General features: G+C 58.3%; 15 protein-coding genes. 12 read left to right on the forward strand and 3 right to left on the reverse strand.

The window, feature by feature from the left end:
• Nucleotides 1-50: 50 nt before the first annotated feature.
• The 5 genes from V0R60_RS13870 (at nucleotide 51) to V0R60_RS13890 (ending at nucleotide 3,672) form a co-directional block, all read left to right on the forward strand.
• Nucleotides 51-437: a CidA/LrgA family protein gene (locus V0R60_RS13870; protein WP_330079892.1), complete on the forward strand. Its 387-nt coding sequence runs from the start codon at nucleotides 51-53 to the stop codon at nucleotides 435-437.
• Nucleotides 427-1,113 (forward strand): LrgB family protein, encoded by a 687-nt coding sequence (locus V0R60_RS13875; RefSeq protein ID WP_330079893.1) that lies wholly within the window; start codon nucleotides 427-429, stop codon nucleotides 1,111-1,113. Before V0R60_RS13870 ends, V0R60_RS13875 begins: the two co-directional genes overlap by 11 nt.
• 184 nt (nucleotides 1,114-1,297) lie before the next feature.
• Nucleotides 1,298-2,200: an alpha/beta fold hydrolase gene (locus V0R60_RS13880; RefSeq protein ID WP_330079894.1), complete on the forward strand. Its 903-nt coding sequence runs from the start codon at nucleotides 1,298-1,300 to the stop codon at nucleotides 2,198-2,200.
• A gap of 126 nt (nucleotides 2,201-2,326) precedes the next feature.
• Entirely contained in the window at nucleotides 2,327-3,241 is a 915-nt protein-coding gene (locus V0R60_RS13885) for an SDR family oxidoreductase (protein ID WP_330079895.1), read from the forward strand.
• A gap of 74 nt (nucleotides 3,242-3,315) precedes the next feature.
• The gene (locus tag V0R60_RS13890) at nucleotides 3,316-3,672 is read left to right on the forward strand and encodes a hypothetical protein (protein ID WP_330079896.1); all 357 of its coding nucleotides are present in this window, start codon (nucleotides 3,316-3,318) and stop codon (nucleotides 3,670-3,672) included.
• A gap of 280 nt (nucleotides 3,673-3,952) precedes the next feature.
• Here V0R60_RS13890 and V0R60_RS13895 read toward each other — a convergent pair whose 3' ends face one another.
• Entirely contained in the window at nucleotides 3,953-4,747 is a 795-nt protein-coding gene (locus V0R60_RS13895) for an IclR family transcriptional regulator (protein ID WP_136478089.1), read from the reverse strand.
• Between the two features lie 172 nt (nucleotides 4,748-4,919).
• Between V0R60_RS13895 and hmgA the strand changes: the two genes are divergently transcribed.
• Genes hmgA through maiA form a run of 3 tightly spaced genes read left to right on the forward strand, consistent with a single transcriptional unit; the run spans nucleotide 4,920 to nucleotide 8,159 of the window.
• Nucleotides 4,920-6,221 carry a homogentisate 1,2-dioxygenase gene (gene hmgA / locus V0R60_RS13900; RefSeq protein ID WP_136478088.1) on the forward strand — a complete coding sequence of 434 codons (1,302 nt, stop codon included), beginning with the start codon at nucleotides 4,920-4,922 and terminating at the stop codon, nucleotides 6,219-6,221.
• Between the two features lie 3 nt (nucleotides 6,222-6,224).
• Nucleotides 6,225-7,517 carry a fumarylacetoacetase gene (fahA, locus tag V0R60_RS13905; protein ID WP_136478087.1) on the forward strand — a complete coding sequence of 431 codons (1,293 nt, stop codon included), beginning with the start codon at nucleotides 6,225-6,227 and terminating at the stop codon, nucleotides 7,515-7,517.
• Nucleotides 7,518-7,529: 12 nt separating this feature from the next.
• Complete coding sequence (gene maiA / locus V0R60_RS13910; protein WP_136478086.1) at nucleotides 7,530-8,159, forward strand: maleylacetoacetate isomerase; 630 nt, start codon at nucleotides 7,530-7,532, stop codon at nucleotides 8,157-8,159.
• On the opposite strand, the gene V0R60_RS13915 is transcribed toward maiA, so the two are convergent.
• A complete protein-coding gene (locus tag V0R60_RS13915; RefSeq protein ID WP_136478085.1) occupies nucleotides 8,156-8,962 on the reverse strand; it encodes a SirB1 family protein in 807 nt (268 codons plus the stop codon). The genes maiA and V0R60_RS13915 overlap by 4 nt on opposite strands.
• A 125-nt stretch (nucleotides 8,963-9,087) precedes the next feature.
• On the opposite strand from V0R60_RS13915, the gene V0R60_RS13920 reads away from it, so the two are divergent.
• A complete protein-coding gene (locus tag V0R60_RS13920) occupies nucleotides 9,088-10,107 on the forward strand; it encodes a Leu/Phe/Val dehydrogenase (protein ID WP_136478084.1) in 1,020 nt (339 codons plus the stop codon).
• 7 nt (nucleotides 10,108-10,114) lie between these two features.
• On the opposite strand, the gene V0R60_RS13925 is transcribed toward V0R60_RS13920, so the two are convergent.
• Nucleotides 10,115-10,378: a YebG family protein gene (locus V0R60_RS13925; protein ID WP_136478083.1), complete on the reverse strand. Its 264-nt coding sequence runs from the start codon at nucleotides 10,376-10,378 to the stop codon at nucleotides 10,115-10,117.
• 238 nt (nucleotides 10,379-10,616) lie between these two features.
• Between V0R60_RS13925 and V0R60_RS13930 the strand changes: the two genes are divergently transcribed.
• The 3 genes from V0R60_RS13930 (at nucleotide 10,617) to cyoB (ending at nucleotide 14,653) form a co-directional block, all read left to right on the forward strand.
• Entirely contained in the window at nucleotides 10,617-11,123 is a 507-nt protein-coding gene (locus tag V0R60_RS13930; RefSeq protein WP_136478082.1) for a disulfide bond formation protein B, read from the forward strand.
• A gap of 563 nt (nucleotides 11,124-11,686) precedes the next feature.
• Nucleotides 11,687-12,631, forward strand: a complete 945-nt coding sequence (cyoA, locus tag V0R60_RS13935) for a ubiquinol oxidase subunit II (protein ID WP_136478081.1) — start codon at nucleotides 11,687-11,689, stop codon at nucleotides 12,629-12,631.
• A gap of 3 nt (nucleotides 12,632-12,634) precedes the next feature.
• Entirely contained in the window at nucleotides 12,635-14,653 is a 2,019-nt protein-coding gene (gene cyoB / locus V0R60_RS13940) for a cytochrome o ubiquinol oxidase subunit I (protein ID WP_136478080.1), read from the forward strand.

Raw genomic sequence — 14,653 nt, forward strand, 5'->3', positions numbered from 1 at the left:
TAGCGTGGTGAAGGGGACTCTAGAATAGAGCCTTGAAGAGGTCCACTGCGATGAAACCCGCATCATTCAAACGCTTCCTGCGTCTACTTGCCGAACTGGCAGTATTTCTTTCTCTTTATGCAATTGGCGGCCAGTTGGCAGCTTGGCTCGGCTGGCCAATTCCCGGCGGAGTAATGGGGCTGGCGCTGCTGTTGAGCGCATTTGCCCTGGGCTGGCTCAAGCCTGCAGCCTTGCAGCTAGGCGCCGGTTTGTTGATGGCCGAAATGCTGCTGTTCTTCATTCCTGCGCTGATGAGCCTGCTCGACTACGGTAGCTTGCTGCGCGATGAGGGCTGGCGAATTCTTCTGGTGATCGCGGTCAGTACCTTGATGGTCATGGTTATGACCGCCGTCACCGTGGAGTGGGTATGCCGTTGGAGGATGCGTCATGACGCTTGAACCCATGCCCCTGTTCTGGCTGATATTGACGCTATCGGCTTACTTGGGAAGCCGCTGGTTGTACCGGCGCACAGGTCGCTACCTGTTGTCGCCGCTGATTCTGGTGCCAGCGTTGCTGCTGGCGGTTGCCGTACCGTTGAACACGGCCTACGCCGAGTATTCCCGAGACACCCATTGGCTGATGGCGGTTCTGGGGCCGGTGACGGTGGCGTTCGCGGTTCCGATCTGGCAACAACGGGCACTGCTGGCTCGTCACTGGCCGGCATTGACCCTGGGAATGCTGGTGGGCAGTGCCGCGTCCATTTCCAGCTCCTGGGGCCTGGCGCACCTGCTGTCACTGGATAACTCGGTGAGCCTGTCGTTGTTGCCGCGCTCGATTACCACGCCCTTTGCCATGCCGCTGGCCCGGGATCTGGGCGGGGTGCCGGAGCTGACAGCGGTTTTCGTGATGTTCACCGGTGTGCTGGGCGCCATGTTTGGTGGGGTGCTGCTGAAGTTCCTGCCGTTGCGTACGCCCTTGGCACGTGGCGCGTTGTTTGGTGTTGGCGCGCATGGCGCAGGGGTCAGTCGGGCCCATGAGGTCGGGGGTGAAGAGGGCTCTGTGGCGGGCCTGGTGATGGTATTGACCGGGCTTCTCAACCTGTTTGCCGCACCCTTGCTGCTATTGATCCTGTGACGGGTCAGGTTATTTTGCTGCCTGACTCACAAGGTCAATAAGCTGGCTGCCAATGCAACTTACCTTTGCCAGTGTGCTGATTAGACTGCGTCACTAGAGCACACGAATGTGCCGAGGTGATTGCAATGATCGCAACTGATGCCTTGCCCAACCCGCTACTCCCCTGTTCAACGGGGATACGCTGATGCCCTTGACCGAAATTCCACTATGCGTCTGGCGCACCCGGGGGCTGAATTTTACCTTCCGTGGCCAGACCATTCGATACTGGACAGCAGGTCAAGGTGAACCACTGCTGCTTATTCATGGCTTTCCCACCGCGAGCTGGGACTGGCATTATCTGTGGGCTCCATTGACCCAGCGCTTTCGGGTCATTGCCTGTGACATGCTCGGCTTTGGCGATTCCTCCAAACCCGTTCATCACCACTACTCCTTGATCGAGCAGGCCGATCTGCAACAGGCGTTGCTTGAACACCTGCAAGTAGATCAGCCGGTTCACTTGTTGGCTCATGACTATGGCGACAGCGTCTCTCAGGAACTGCTGGCACGCCATCATGAAGGTCGGGCCGACATTGCCAGTTGTGTGTTCCTCAATGGCGGGCTGTTCCCGGAATGCCATCGTTCACTGCTGATCCAGAAACTTCTGCTCAGCCGACTTGGCTGGCTGGTGGCGCGCTCGTTTGGCCGTGATGATCTGGTGCGCAACGTCACCCAGGTCTACGGGCCTTGCACGCATCCCAGTGAGAGTGCCCTGGATGACTGCTGGAGCCTGATGGTTGCCAACCGTGGCACGCGCATCCTGCACAAGCTGGTGACCTACGTACCGGAGCGGGCGATCCACCGCGAACGTTGGCTTGCGGCTATGCAGAAAGAGGCTATACCACTGCGTTTCATCAACGGCGCAGTGGACCCGGTTTCTGGCGCACATATGTATCAGCGTTACCTGCAATTGATTCCAAACCCAGATGCTGTCTTGCTCCCGGGCATTGGTCATTACCCTCATACAGAAGCGCCAACGCAAGTGTTGCGCCATTATCTGGCGTTTCGCGAGCAGGCCCTGCCTGCGCAGCAGAAGGTGGCCTGGTCCTGAGAACAGGCGAATTGCATCATTTTCTGGCCTTATCGACAGCCATTCACCCCAGGCGCGCTTGATTGTGTGCGGGCCGATGCTGGCCGACACTCGGACATCCCCTGTTGATTTGTTGGAGTGTCGAGCATGAGCGATTCTGTGCGCCTGGACGATAAAGTAGTGATAGTGACGGGCGCCGGAGGAGGTCTGGGCCGAGCCCATGCCTTGTTATTTGCTCGTCACGGTGCGCGGGTGGTGGTCAACGATCTGGGCGGCTCCACTCATGGCGAAGGTGCGAACGCCTCTGCGGCCGACCGGATGGTTGTACAGATCCGGGAGGCGGGAGGTACAGCACTGGCCAACCATGACTCGGTGGCCGATGGTCATCGTATTGTCGAGCAGGCGCTGGATACCTTTGGTCGCGTCGATGTGGTGGTCAACAATGCCGGTATTCTGCGCGACAAGACATTCCACAAAATGGAAGACAACGATTGGGATCAGGTCTATCGGGTTCATGTCGAAGGGGCCTATAAAGTTACCCATGCTGCCTGGCCACATCTGCGTGAACAGCATTGGGGACGGGTGATCTTCACCGCCTCCACTTCAGGTATTTATGGCAACTTCGGCCAGTCCAACTACGGTATGGCCAAATTAGGTCTCTACGGGTTGACCCGAACCTTGGCCATCGAGGGACGCAAACACAACATCCTGGTCAACGCCATCGCGCCTACAGGCGGTACGCGCATGACCGAAGGTTTGATCCCCCCTCAGGTTTTCGAGCAACTGAAGCCCGAGCTGATCAGTCCATTGGTGGTTTACCTGGGCAGTGAGCAATGCCAGGACACTGCCGGCCTGTATGAAGTGGGCGGCGGCTGGGTCGGTAAAGTGCGTTGGCAGCGTAGTCTGGGCGTGGGCTTCGACCCCCACCAAGGATTCACTCCAGAAGACATCGCCGCCAACTGGCAGGGCATTGGTGACTTTACCGATGCCGTACACCCGAGCGACAGCCTGCAAGCACTGCAGCAAATGATGGCCAACCTGGAAAAATTCCAACAGCGCTGAGGCTGCCTGAGGTTGTGGTCGCCCGAGGTTCTTTCCTATGCTGGGCGGTCATGATCGTTACAGGAGTGACAAGGATGTACGAGTCCAAGACAGAAGCGCTCATTTCGCCTCGGCAGTTTCGCTTTCGTTTATTGCGCCATGGCCTGGCGGCCTGCGTGTTGCTGGTCGCCTCGGTGCTGTTCGGGGTACTTGGTCATTGGTACTTCGAACCGCACATTCCCCTGCACGACGCCATCTTCAATGCCACCTTGTTACTGGGTGGGGTAGGGCCGGTGATCTTGCCGCAGACCATGGGCGGCAAGTTGTTCTTAGCTATTTATGGCTTGTATGTCGGGCTGGTGTTTGTTGCCAGTATCGGGTTGATCCTGACCCCTGTCGCTCATCGGATACTGCATCGCTTTCACTTCGACGACAGCGATGACGACGATTGACCGCAGCCGATAGGTGTGGGCTTGCCCTGCGATGAGCGCATAAAAAAGGCCGCTGCAAAGCAGCGGCCAAGTAAGACGTTAGATCAAGGAGCTTCAAAATCAACGTCGGTGAACCTGTTGCCGGGGACGGGGTGTGCACGTCTGAAATGCCCGGGCCAGAGCGGCTGCCTATGATGGCGCGATCCAGCTGCAAACAGAATAAGCCGCTGACCCCAAAGGAAAAATAGCCAATTCGGACATTCACTGTTACATCACTGGCAACAGTGCAGGGCGTCTCGAGTCAGGCATGCAGGGGCGCTTCTTCGTAGCCCATGCGCCAACTGATCATTTTTGCCGCCGCCAATAGTTGTTGCGCTGCCGGACCTTGTTCATCGGCATGGAAGATCGAAGTCGGCCCAACGACAGTCAATACCGCGACAATTTTTCCCACCGCATTGAACACCGGGGCCGAGAGCGCGTCGACGCCTGGCATAAGCAAGCCATGGATATGGTGCAGGCCGCGCAGGCGAATGTCGGCGAACAGCGTTTCGTAGTCGTTGACGTTGTGTCCGAGGATGGCCAGTTCCTGATCGCGTAGTTCGACAGTTTCGCGCTCGGGAAGGTAGGCACCAAACACCAGCCCTGTCGATGAGCTAAGCAAAGGCAGCACCGAACCGATCTGGGTGACCACGGTCACCGCGCGGACCGCCGGTTCGATGCTGACCACTGTGGCGCCCTGATTGCCCCACACGGCAATGAAGCAGCTTTCGTTGAGTGCATCACGCAATTGCGACAGCGGCATGGCCGCAACTTTCAGCACGTCCATACCGCCGAGGGCGGCGAGACCTACGCGCAGCGCTTCACGACCCAGCCCGTAGTGGTTGGTGGCCGGATTTTGCTCGGCAAAGCCACTGGCGATCAGCGCCTGCAAATAGCGATGGACTTTACTGGCCGGCATGTCGACATGTTCGGCAAGGCGCGACAGCGAGGTGGAGGGCGATAGTTGGGCCAAGGCCTTGAGGATATCGGTACCGACCTCGGCCGAGCGTACCTTCTGTTTGCCGGTGCTGTCGGCGGGGGAGCTGGCTTTGGCCATTGTAGGAATGTTCCGGATGGTTCAGATGGGCGTCTTTATAGCTTGACGGTCTTCGCCAATCAAATTACGTTATGCGTAATGTAATTACGATAAAAATAATGCAGCCTGTTTGCCAGCGTCACCGGCGCCAGCCAGCTGCCATCAACCGGCCTGCATTGGGCCCGGAGGCTCGATGAACCTCGAAAGCACCCCTGTCCTCGACTACTTGAGCGGTTTCGGCAACGAATTTGCCAGTGAAGCCTTGCCCGGTGCCCTGCCGGTCGGCCAGAACTCGCCACAAAAGGCGCCCTATGGCCTGTATGCCGAGTTGCTTTCCGGCACGGCCTTCACCATGACCCGTAGCGAGTCGCGCCGCACCTGGCTCTACCGTATTCGTCCGTCGGCCTTGCATCCGCGTTTCGAGCGCCTGGAGCGGCAGTTGGCCGGTGGTCCGCTGGGCCCGGTTACCCCTAACCGCCTGCGCTGGAGCCCGCAACCCATCCCGAGCGAGCCGACCGATTTCATCGACGGCTGGGTGGCCATGGCGGCCAACTCGGCGGGCGAAAAGCCGGCCGGAATCAGCATTTACACCTACTGCGCCAATTGCTCCATGGAGCGGGTGTTCTTTAACGCCGACGGTGAATTGCTGCTGGTACCTGAACAAGGCCGCCTGCGCATCGTAACGGAACTGGGTGTACTGGAAGTCGAACCGCTGGAAATCGCCATACTGCCTCGTGGCCTCAAGTTCCGGGTTGAACTGATCGACGCTCAGGCCCGTGGCTATCTGGCCGAAAACCACGGGGCGCCATTGCGTATCCCGGACCTGGGGCCAATCGGTAGCAATGGCTTGGCCAATCCGCGAGACTTCCTCGCGCCAGTGGCACATTACGAAGAAGTCGACGCACCGGTGCAATTGGTGCAGAAGTTCCTCGGTGAACTGTGGAGTTGCCAGCTCAACCATTCGCCACTGGACGTGGTCGCCTGGCACGGCAACAACGTGCCGTACAAGTACGACCTGCGTCGCTTCAACACCATCGGTACTGTCAGTTTCGATCACCCGGACCCGTCGATCTTCACTGTGTTGACCTCGCCGACCAGCGTGCCAGGCATGGCCAACCTCGACTTCGTGATCTTCCCGCCGCGCTGGATGGTGGCCGAGAACACCTTCCGTCCACCATGGTTCCACCGCAACCTGATGAACGAGTTCATGGGGTTGATCAAGGGTGAGTACGACGCCAAGGCCGAAGGGTTCCTGCCTGGCGGTGCCTCGCTGCACGCTTGCATGAGCGCCCATGGTCCGGACGCCGAAACCTGTGCCAAGGCCATTGCCGCGGATCTTGCGCCGAACAAAATCGACAACACCATGGCGTTCATGTTCGAGACCAGCCAGGTGCTGCGTCCGAGCCGTCATGCGTTAGAGTGCCCGCAGTTGCAGGCCGACTACGATAGTTGCTGGGCCTCGTTGCCGAGCACCTTCACCCCGAATCGGAGATAACCCATGAATCAGTCCGCAATTGCCCGCAGTTGGGTCGAACACGCCAACGGGCATCGCGATTTTCCACTGCAGAACCTGCCGCTGGGGATCTTTACCCACAAGGATCAGGCCAAGCGCTGCGGCGTGGCCATTGGTGATGCGATTCTCGACCTTGAAGGTGCCTTGAGCGCTGGGCTGTTCGACGGTGAGGCACGTGCCGCTGTCGAGGCCACTCGTGGCGGCGTGCTGAATGCGTTCTTCGCCCTGGGCCGAGGCGCCCGTGTGGCTTTGCGTGAACGCCTGTTGCAACTGCTCGGTGAACACAGTGAGCATCAGGCTGCGCTAACGCCGCTGTTGCTCGTCAGTGCCGAGTGTCAGTTGCATCTGCCTGCGCAGATCGGCGATTACACCGATTTCTATGTTGGCATCGAGCATGCCAAGAACGTCGGCAAGCTGTTCCGTCCCGACAACCCATTGCTGCCCAACTATAAGTACGTGCCGATCGGTTACCACGGTCGCGCGTCGACCATTCGCCCGTCCGGCACAGATGTGCGTCGACCAAAAGGCCAGACCCTGCCCGCCGGCCAGAACGAGCCGAGCTTCGGCCCGTGCGCGCGCCTGGACTACGAACTGGAACTGGGCATCTGGATCGGCCAGGGCAATGATATGGGCGATTCGATCCCAGTCGCCGAAGCCGCTGAACACATCGCGGGCTTCTGTCTGCTCAACGACTGGTCGGCACGCGACATCCAGGCCTGGGAATATCAGCCGCTGGGTCCGTTCCTGTCCAAGAGCTTTATCTCGACCATCTCTCCATGGGTGGTGACCGCCGAAGCCCTTGAGCCATTCCGTTGCGCCCAGCCGGCGCGTCCAGAGGGCGACCCGCAGCCGCTTTCGTACCTGCTCGACAAGCGCGACCAGGCTAACGGCGCCTTCGATATCGAACTGGAAGTGCTGCTGCTCACCGAGCGTATGCGCGAGCAAAATCTGCCCGCCCATCGCCTGACGTTGAGCAATACTTTAAGCATGTACTGGACCGTGGCTCAGATGGTCGCCCATCACAGCGTCAACGGTTGCCAGCTGCAGTCGGGCGATCTGTTCGGTTCGGGCACTTTGTCCGGCGCCCAGCCTGGCCAGTTCGGCAGCCTGCTGGAGATCACCCAGGGGGGCAAGGAGCCGGTGCAACTGGCGTCGGGTGAAGTGCGCAAGTTCCTCGAAGATGGCGACGAAGTCATTCTGCGTGCTCGCTGCGTCCGGGACGGCGTGGCATCGATCGGCTTTGGCGAGTGCCGAGGCAAGATTCTGCCGGCACATTGAGAGGGCAACATCATGGATCTGCTCAATTACTACCGTTCGACCTCATCCTACCGGGTGAGGATTGCGCTGGCGCTCAAGCAACTCGAGTACCAGTACGTTCCGGTCAACCTGCTCAAGGGTGAGCAGCGCGAAGAGCATTTCCTCGCCCTCAATCCTCAGGGCCGAGTGCCGGCCTTGAAGATCGACTCCGGTGAACTGCTGGTGCAGTCACCCGCAATCATCGAGTACCTGGAAGAGGTTTATCCAAGCCCGGCGCTACTCCCTCAAGACCCGGTGCAACGCGCCCAGGTGCGGGGCGTGGCGGCATTGATTGGTTGCGATATTCATCCGTTACACAACGTCAGTGTGCTCAATCAGCTGCGAGGGTTGGGGCAGAACGATGCGCAAGTCAGCCAGTGGATTGCCCACTGGGTAAGCCAGGGGCTGGCAGCCGTCGAGCAACTGATTGGGGACGAGGGCTTTTGCTTCGGAGAAGAGCCGGGGCTGGCCGATGTCTACTTGATTCCACAGCTGTATGCGGCTGAACGTTTCAACATCGATCTTGGCGGCTTCTCGCGTATTCGTCGGGTCGCCGGGTTGGCCGAACAGCATGCCGCCTTTGTCCAGGCTCATCCGTCCAAACAACCGGATATGCCGGGTTAGTGCACGGATGGCGATGTATGGGGCAGATGGCTCAAGCGTTCAGTCAGGCGCAAACGTTGGATTGGATCGTCACTGAGTAGCAATGCATGCTCCAGGTCGAAGCGTTCGGCCTGGGGGCATTCAAGGTGTTGGTACAAGGTGGCGCGGGCCATGTAGTCGCTGGCCAGGGCAGGGCCCAGTAGCAAGACTCTTTCGGCGTCCTTGAGTGCTGCCAGGTCATCGTCATGAGAGGTGTGCAATTGGCGCAGGTTGCGTGACAGGCGTTGAAGTATCTGCTTGGGACTTGCAGTCAGCAGGTGCTCGGCATTTAGCTGCAATTGCGGACCAAACTGACGACCGAGTAATTCACGGCAATCGGCCGGGTAAAGCCTGCGTCCACCGCACGGGTCGAGCAGATGGTCGGCGCCGGGCACGCGCAGAAGAAAATGCCCGGGAAAGTTGACCCCCTCCAACGGAATCGACAAGCCACGGGCAAGCTCCAGGGTCAGCAATGCCAAGGCCAGCGGTTGGCCGCGACGTCGCTCCAGGACTTTGTCGAGCAAGGCCACCTGGGGGCGCAAGGGGTGGTATTCGTCTTGCTGGAATCCCAAGGCGCTGAGCCTGCGCAACAACGGCTGGGCCAACTCGCAAAGCGGCAGCATCGGCAGGCCTGCGCTGACCTCCTGCTGAAGCGCCTTGACCTGTGCCATGACATCCGCTGTACGCAGGTTGTCGTCGTGCTCGGCTGCCACCCACACCGCCGCCTCCAGCAAATCGACCGGTTCGCGTTCCAGGCAGGCAAGACAAGCTTGGCGTGGGGTCATGACAATCTCCGCTCAAGCTTATTTTGTAGCGCTGACTCAGCCTTTCGTCCAGTGGTCCGGGTGAAGCCATCAATCGGTGTGGCGCAGCCTATACTGGGATCAGCACCTCACTGAGGAGCCCGCTGATGTTCGCGATCATGCAAAGCACCCGCACGCAATCGCTGCACATGTGCATTGACCCCTGTACCGGGCTCAAGGCGGTGGTCGCTATCCACAGCGAGCATCTTGGGCCGGCTATGGGCGGTTGTCGCTACCTGGCCTATCCCGATGACGACAGCGCGATGATCGATGCCATGCGTCTTGCCCAAGGCATGAGCTACAAGGCAGCGTTGGCGGGCCTGCCTTTGGGGGGTGGCAAGGCGGTGATCATTCGTAATCCACATGTGGAAAACCGTGCTGCGTTGTTTGAAGCGTTTGGTCGCTTCGTCGAAACCCTGCAAGGCCGGTTCATTACCGCCGTAGACAGCGGTACTTCTACCCTGGATATGGACTGCATCGCCCAGACTACCCAACACGTCACCAGTACCACTTCTGCCGGCGACCCGTCGCCTCATGCTGCCATGGGGGTATTTGCCGGCATTCGTGCCACCTCTATGGCCCGACTTGGTAGTGACAATCTGGAGGGGTTGCGGGTGGCAGTACAAGGCCTGGGGAACGTTGGCTATGCACTTGCCGAGCAACTGCATGCCGCGGGTGCCGAGCTGCTGGTCAGCGACCTGGACCAGGGAAAAGTGCAATTGGCGATCGAGCAGTTCAATGCACGCCCGGTGGCCAATGAAATGTTGATCAGCACCCCCTGCGATATCTTCGCCCCTTGTGGGGTAGGGCCGGTACTCAACGGACAGACTGTGATGCAATTGCGCTGTGCAGCCGTGGCGGGAGCGGCGAACAACCAGCTCACCACACTGCAGGTGGCTGATCAGTTGGAGAGTCGCGGGATACTCTATGCGCCTGACTATGTAATCAATGCCGGCGGCTTGATCTACGTAGCACTCAAGCACAGAGGAGAGGAACTGCAGACGATCACTGCGCACCTGGCGCGCATCCCTTCGCGGCTCACCGAAGTATTTGCCCATGCGCAGGCCGAAAAGCGCTCACCTGCGCGAGTCGCGCAGATGCTTGCCGAACGGTTGATCTACAACTGACGGGTATTTATTCTGCTGCGCTGTCAGTCAGCAGCTCGGACAATGCGTCCGGTTGGCTCTTGAACGCCTTGGCAAACACATCGCGGTTTTTCGCCATATAAATGCCAGCATCCTCGACTTGTTGCTCGCTCAGCGACGGCACGGCTTTTTTCAGGACCTCGGCGAGCAGCTCGGCCAACTCGAGCATTTTGTCGTGACGGTCAGCTTCGGCTTTATCCATGAACAAGCGCTCCAGATCGCGGCTGCTGCGGTATACCACTTCGACGGCCATTCATCACCTCACATGCCTTTTGAATATCGAGGTACTCGATACTGTTTATTTGTACAGTGTTAATGATAGGGTAATCCACATGACTAAGATAGTGGCAAATCAGCATTCTGCTTTTGCAGAACCGGTCATGCCGGGTTGAAACCGTCAGCGCGGCACTTTTACCGTTCTTGAAGGTCTTGATGAGCGTGTAGAATTCCCGCCAAGGCAGAAGAGCCATTCAGTCAACTAAGGATATGCAATGAACGAGCACACATCGCGCCTGAACCGGGAACGGCGCTTTCTGGTACTGCTGGGGGTGATCTGCCTGGCCTTGATTGGCGGTGCCTTATATATGCAGATCGTTCTCGGCGAGGCGCCTTGCCCGCTGTGTATCCTGCAGCGCTACGCCTTGCTGTTGATAGCGGTGTTTGCATTCATCGGTGCGGCAATGCCAGGACGTCGCAGCCTCACCATCCTTGAAGGCCTGGTGGTACTGAGCGCCATCGGCGGCATGGCCGCTGCTGGCAACCATGTGTATATCCTCGCCAACCCTGCGATCAGTTGCGGCATCGATACCCTGCAGCCGATCGTCGATGGCCTGCCCCTGGCGTCGGTATTGCCACTGGTGTTCCAGGTCGATGGATTCTGCTCTACGCCTTACCCACCGGTGTTGGGTTTGTCGTTGGCGCAATGGGCATTGCTTGCCTTTACGCTTACGGCTGTTCTGGTGCCCGTCGGTATCTACCGCAATCGCCGCAAGCCTTAGACAAAAGTAATGTTTTGATACATCTGCGCCACCTTCGGAAACATCGCTGCGACGTTGCACTTCTCTTGATTCAGATCAAGCGCGAGACCTTGTATTTCAAGGGCTTCAGGGGTATTGAGAGGGGTGCGACAAACTGTCGCGAAACTGATTTTTTAGGCTTGATTATTGTCAATTCTGTAAAGGACTGTTGCTCAATTAGTCATAGTCATTGAATGACGACCTATCTACAATCGCCCCCAATTTCCGTTCGGCACCGCTTGCGAGTCGCAGGATTAAAGGAGCTCAGGCTCTTTTTTGCAGACTCTGACGAGCATCGCCCGCGGCGATGCCGGGCTGACCCCCCTCCGTGATTTCCCGCACCAAATGGAATTGGTCTGAACACAGGCCTGTTGCCTACGAAGTCAAAACAATAAACACCGCAGTACCCGGTTTATGCCGAGCCGCCGCAGCTGGCCTCAAGGCATGACCGTACCCGCTCCCATAAATGCTAACGCTTGGCAGGACGAAGTGTTGGCGACCAAAACACAAATTGCATTGAAGCAAGCTGCTCTAGAGGTCGTGAGATGAGTAAAAAGCGTTACCCCAGACTGTTTGGCATTCTGCCCTTTTTAGGCATGCTTTTACTCAGTGGGTGCAACTGGACCCTGCTCGACCCGAAAGGTCAGGTCGGCATTGAGCAAAAGAACCTTATCCTGATCGCTACCGGCTTGATGTTGCTGGTGGTGATTCCTGTCATTTTCATGACCCTCGCTTTCGCCTGGAAGTACCGCGCCTCCAACAAGGCCGCTACTTACACGCCTGACTGGTCGCACTCGACCAAGATCGAAGTGGCGGTATGGACTATCCCGGTTCTGATCATCATTGCCTTGGGCTATGTGACCTACAAGACCACCCATGAGCTGGACCCGTATCGTCCGCTGGTTTCCGATGTGAAGCCGGTGCAGATCGACGTGGTTGCCCTGGACTGGAAATGGCTGTTCATCTACCCGGAACAAGGCATTGCCACGGTCAACAAGATCGTCTTCCCGGCTAACACCCCGATCAACTTCCGCGTGACCTCGGACTCTGTGATGAACTCGTTCTTCATCCCGGGCCTGGGCGGCCAGATCTATGCAATGGCCGGTATGACCACCAAGCTGCACCTGATCGCCAACGAAAATGGCGAGTTCGACGGTATCTCGGCGAACTACAGCGGCGCGGGCTTCACCGGTATGAAGTTCAAGGCAACCGCCACCTCCCAGGCTGATTTCGAAGCATGGGTGAACGAAGTCAAGCAATCGCCAAAACAGCTGGATGCGGCTGAATACGCTGCATTGGCCAAAACTAGCGAAAACAATCCAGTCGCGCTGTACAGCGTGGCCTCGCCTGAGCAGTTCCAGTCCATCGTCGACAAGTACGAAGGCATGAACCGCGGCCGGCCAGTCCACGAGAAAGAGCAGAGCAAAGAAGCGGCCGGTACCGAAGGGATGGACGTGAGTATGCATTCAGCTGCTGGGGCAGAGGAGTAAGAGATGTTCGGTAAACTAAGTCTGGATGCGATTCCGTATCACGAGCCGATAGTCATGGTGACACTTGCCATGATTGCGCTCGGCGGTCTCGCGCTCGTTGGTGCAATCACCTATTTCAAAAAATGGACCTACCTGTGGTCCGAGTGGCTGACTTCGGTCGACCACAAGAAAATCGGGGTGATGTACATCATCGTCGCGATGATCATGCTGCTGCGCGGTTTTGCCGATGCCATCATGATGCGTACGCAGTTGGCCATGGCCACCGGCGGTTCCGAAGGCTACCTGCCTCCCGAACACTATGACCAGATCTTCACCGCTCACGGTGTGATCATGATCATCTTCATGGCAATGCCATTCTTCACCGGCCTGATGAACCTGGCCCTGCCTCTGCAGATCGGTGCGCGTGACGTTGCTTTCCCGTTCCTCAACTCCCTGAGCTTCTGGCTCCTGGTGTCCGGCGTCGTGCTGGTCAACGTGTCCCTGGGTGTTGGTGAATTCGCCAAGACTGGCTGGGTCGCTTATCCACCGCTGGCGGGTATCCAATACAGTCCGGGCGTGGGTGTCGACTACTACATTTGGGCGCTACAGCTATCGGGGCTAGGTACGACGCTAACGGGGGTCAACTTCCTGGCCACCGTGCTGAAAATGCGTGCCCCTGGCATGAAGCTGATGGACATGCCGATCTTCACTTGGACCTGCACCTGGGCCAACGTACTGATCGTTGCTTCGTTCCCGATTCTGACCGCCGCTCTGGCACTGCTGACTGTTGACCGTTATCTGGACTTCCACATTTTCACCAACGAGCTTGGTGGGAACCCGATGATGTACGTCAACCTGTTCTGGGCTTGGGGTCACCCTGAGGTCTACATCCTGATCCTGCCGGCCTTCGGTGTGTTCTCGGAAGTGACCTCGACCTTCGCAGGTAAGCGTCTGTTCGGCCACAAGTCGATGATCTACGCTTCGGGCGCGATCGCGGTACTGGGCTTTGCGGTATGGCTGCACCACTTCTTCACCATGGGTTCGGGCGCAAGCGTCAACACCTTCTTCGGGTTGGCAACCATGCTGATCTCGATTCCGACCGGGGTGAAGTTGTTCAACTGGCTGTTCACGATCTACCAAGGCCGTCTGCGCTTCACCGCGCCGGTCCTGTGGACCCTGGGCTTCATGGTTACCTTCTCCATTGGTGGTATGACCGGCGTACTGCTGGCTGTTCCAGGTGCTGACTTCGTTCTGCACAACAGCCTGTTCGTAATCGCTCACTTCCACAACGTGATCATCGGTGGTGCGGTATTCGGCTACATTGCCGGCTTCGCCTTCTGGTTCCCGAAAGCCTTCGGTTTCACCCTGAACGAGAAGTGGGGCAAAGCTGCCTTCTGGTTCTGGATCTCCGGTTTCTACGTGGCCTTCATGCCACTGTACGCCCTGGGCTTCATGGGTATGACCCGTCGTCTGAACCACTCCGACAACCCACTGTGGGAACCCTACCTGTACGTAGCCGTATTCGGCGCCGTGCTGATCCTGTTCGGTATCGCTTGCCAGCTGATCCAGCTGTACGTTTCGATCCGCGACCGCAAGGACAACATGGACGTGACCGGCGACCCATGGGGCGGCCGTACCCTGGAATGGTCGACTTCGTCGCCACCTCCGTTCTACAACTTCGCCACCATGCCTGAAAACGTCGAGCTCGACGCCTGGCACGAAACCAAGCAAGCCGGCGGTGCCTACAAGGTTCCGGCCAAGTACGAAGCGATCCACATGCCGAACAACACCTCTACCGGTGTGTTCATGGGTGCGTTGCTCACCGTATTCGGTTTCGCTTTCATCTGGCACATCTGGTGGCTGGTTGCAGCCAGCCTGGTTGGCACCATCGCTGTCTTCGTCGCCCACGCTGCGCGTGACGACCAGGGCTACATGGTTCCTGCCGAGGAAGTGGCGCGTATCGAAGGCGAGCGCATGAAGGCCCTGGGCCTGGCTACCGGTTCGCCGGACGGCGCACGTGTCAAATCGTTTGAGCGGGTTTAA

It is taken from the genome of Pseudomonas auratipiscis, assembly GCF_036324085.1.
Classification (GTDB): Bacteria; Pseudomonadota; Gammaproteobacteria; order Pseudomonadales; family Pseudomonadaceae; genus Aquipseudomonas; species Aquipseudomonas auratipiscis.

Excerpts from the sequence above, each read along its gene's own strand:
- V0R60_RS13870 (WP_330079892.1), top strand. The coding sequence starts at position 51 with ATGAAACCCGCATCATTCAAACGCTTCCTGCGTCTACTTGCCGAACTG.
- cyoB (WP_136478080.1), top strand. The coding sequence starts at position 12,635 with ATGTTCGGTAAACTAAGTCTGGATGCGATTCCGTATCACGAGCCGATA.
- maiA (WP_136478086.1), top strand. The coding sequence starts at position 7,530 with ATGGATCTGCTCAATTACTACCGTTCGACCTCATCCTACCGGGTGAGG.
- V0R60_RS13895 (WP_136478089.1), bottom strand. The coding sequence starts at position 4,747 with ATGGCCAAAGCCAGCTCCCCCGCCGACAGCACCGGCAAACAGAAGGTA.
- hmgA (WP_136478088.1), top strand. The coding sequence starts at position 4,920 with ATGAACCTCGAAAGCACCCCTGTCCTCGACTACTTGAGCGGTTTCGGC.
- V0R60_RS13930 (WP_136478082.1), top strand. The coding sequence starts at position 10,617 with ATGAACGAGCACACATCGCGCCTGAACCGGGAACGGCGCTTTCTGGTA.
- cyoA (WP_136478081.1), top strand. The coding sequence starts at position 11,687 with ATGAGTAAAAAGCGTTACCCCAGACTGTTTGGCATTCTGCCCTTTTTA.
- fahA (WP_136478087.1), top strand. The coding sequence starts at position 6,225 with ATGAATCAGTCCGCAATTGCCCGCAGTTGGGTCGAACACGCCAACGGG.
- V0R60_RS13890 (WP_330079896.1), top strand. The coding sequence starts at position 3,316 with ATGTACGAGTCCAAGACAGAAGCGCTCATTTCGCCTCGGCAGTTTCGC.
- V0R60_RS13875 (WP_330079893.1), top strand. The coding sequence starts at position 427 with ATGACGCTTGAACCCATGCCCCTGTTCTGGCTGATATTGACGCTATCG.
- V0R60_RS13925 (WP_136478083.1), bottom strand. The coding sequence starts at position 10,378 with ATGGCCGTCGAAGTGGTATACCGCAGCAGCCGCGATCTGGAGCGCTTG.
- V0R60_RS13915 (WP_136478085.1), bottom strand. The coding sequence starts at position 8,962 with ATGACCCCACGCCAAGCTTGTCTTGCCTGCCTGGAACGCGAACCGGTC.
- V0R60_RS13880 (WP_330079894.1), top strand. The coding sequence starts at position 1,298 with ATGCCCTTGACCGAAATTCCACTATGCGTCTGGCGCACCCGGGGGCTG.
- V0R60_RS13920 (WP_136478084.1), top strand. The coding sequence starts at position 9,088 with ATGTTCGCGATCATGCAAAGCACCCGCACGCAATCGCTGCACATGTGC.
- V0R60_RS13885 (WP_330079895.1), top strand. The coding sequence starts at position 2,327 with ATGAGCGATTCTGTGCGCCTGGACGATAAAGTAGTGATAGTGACGGGC.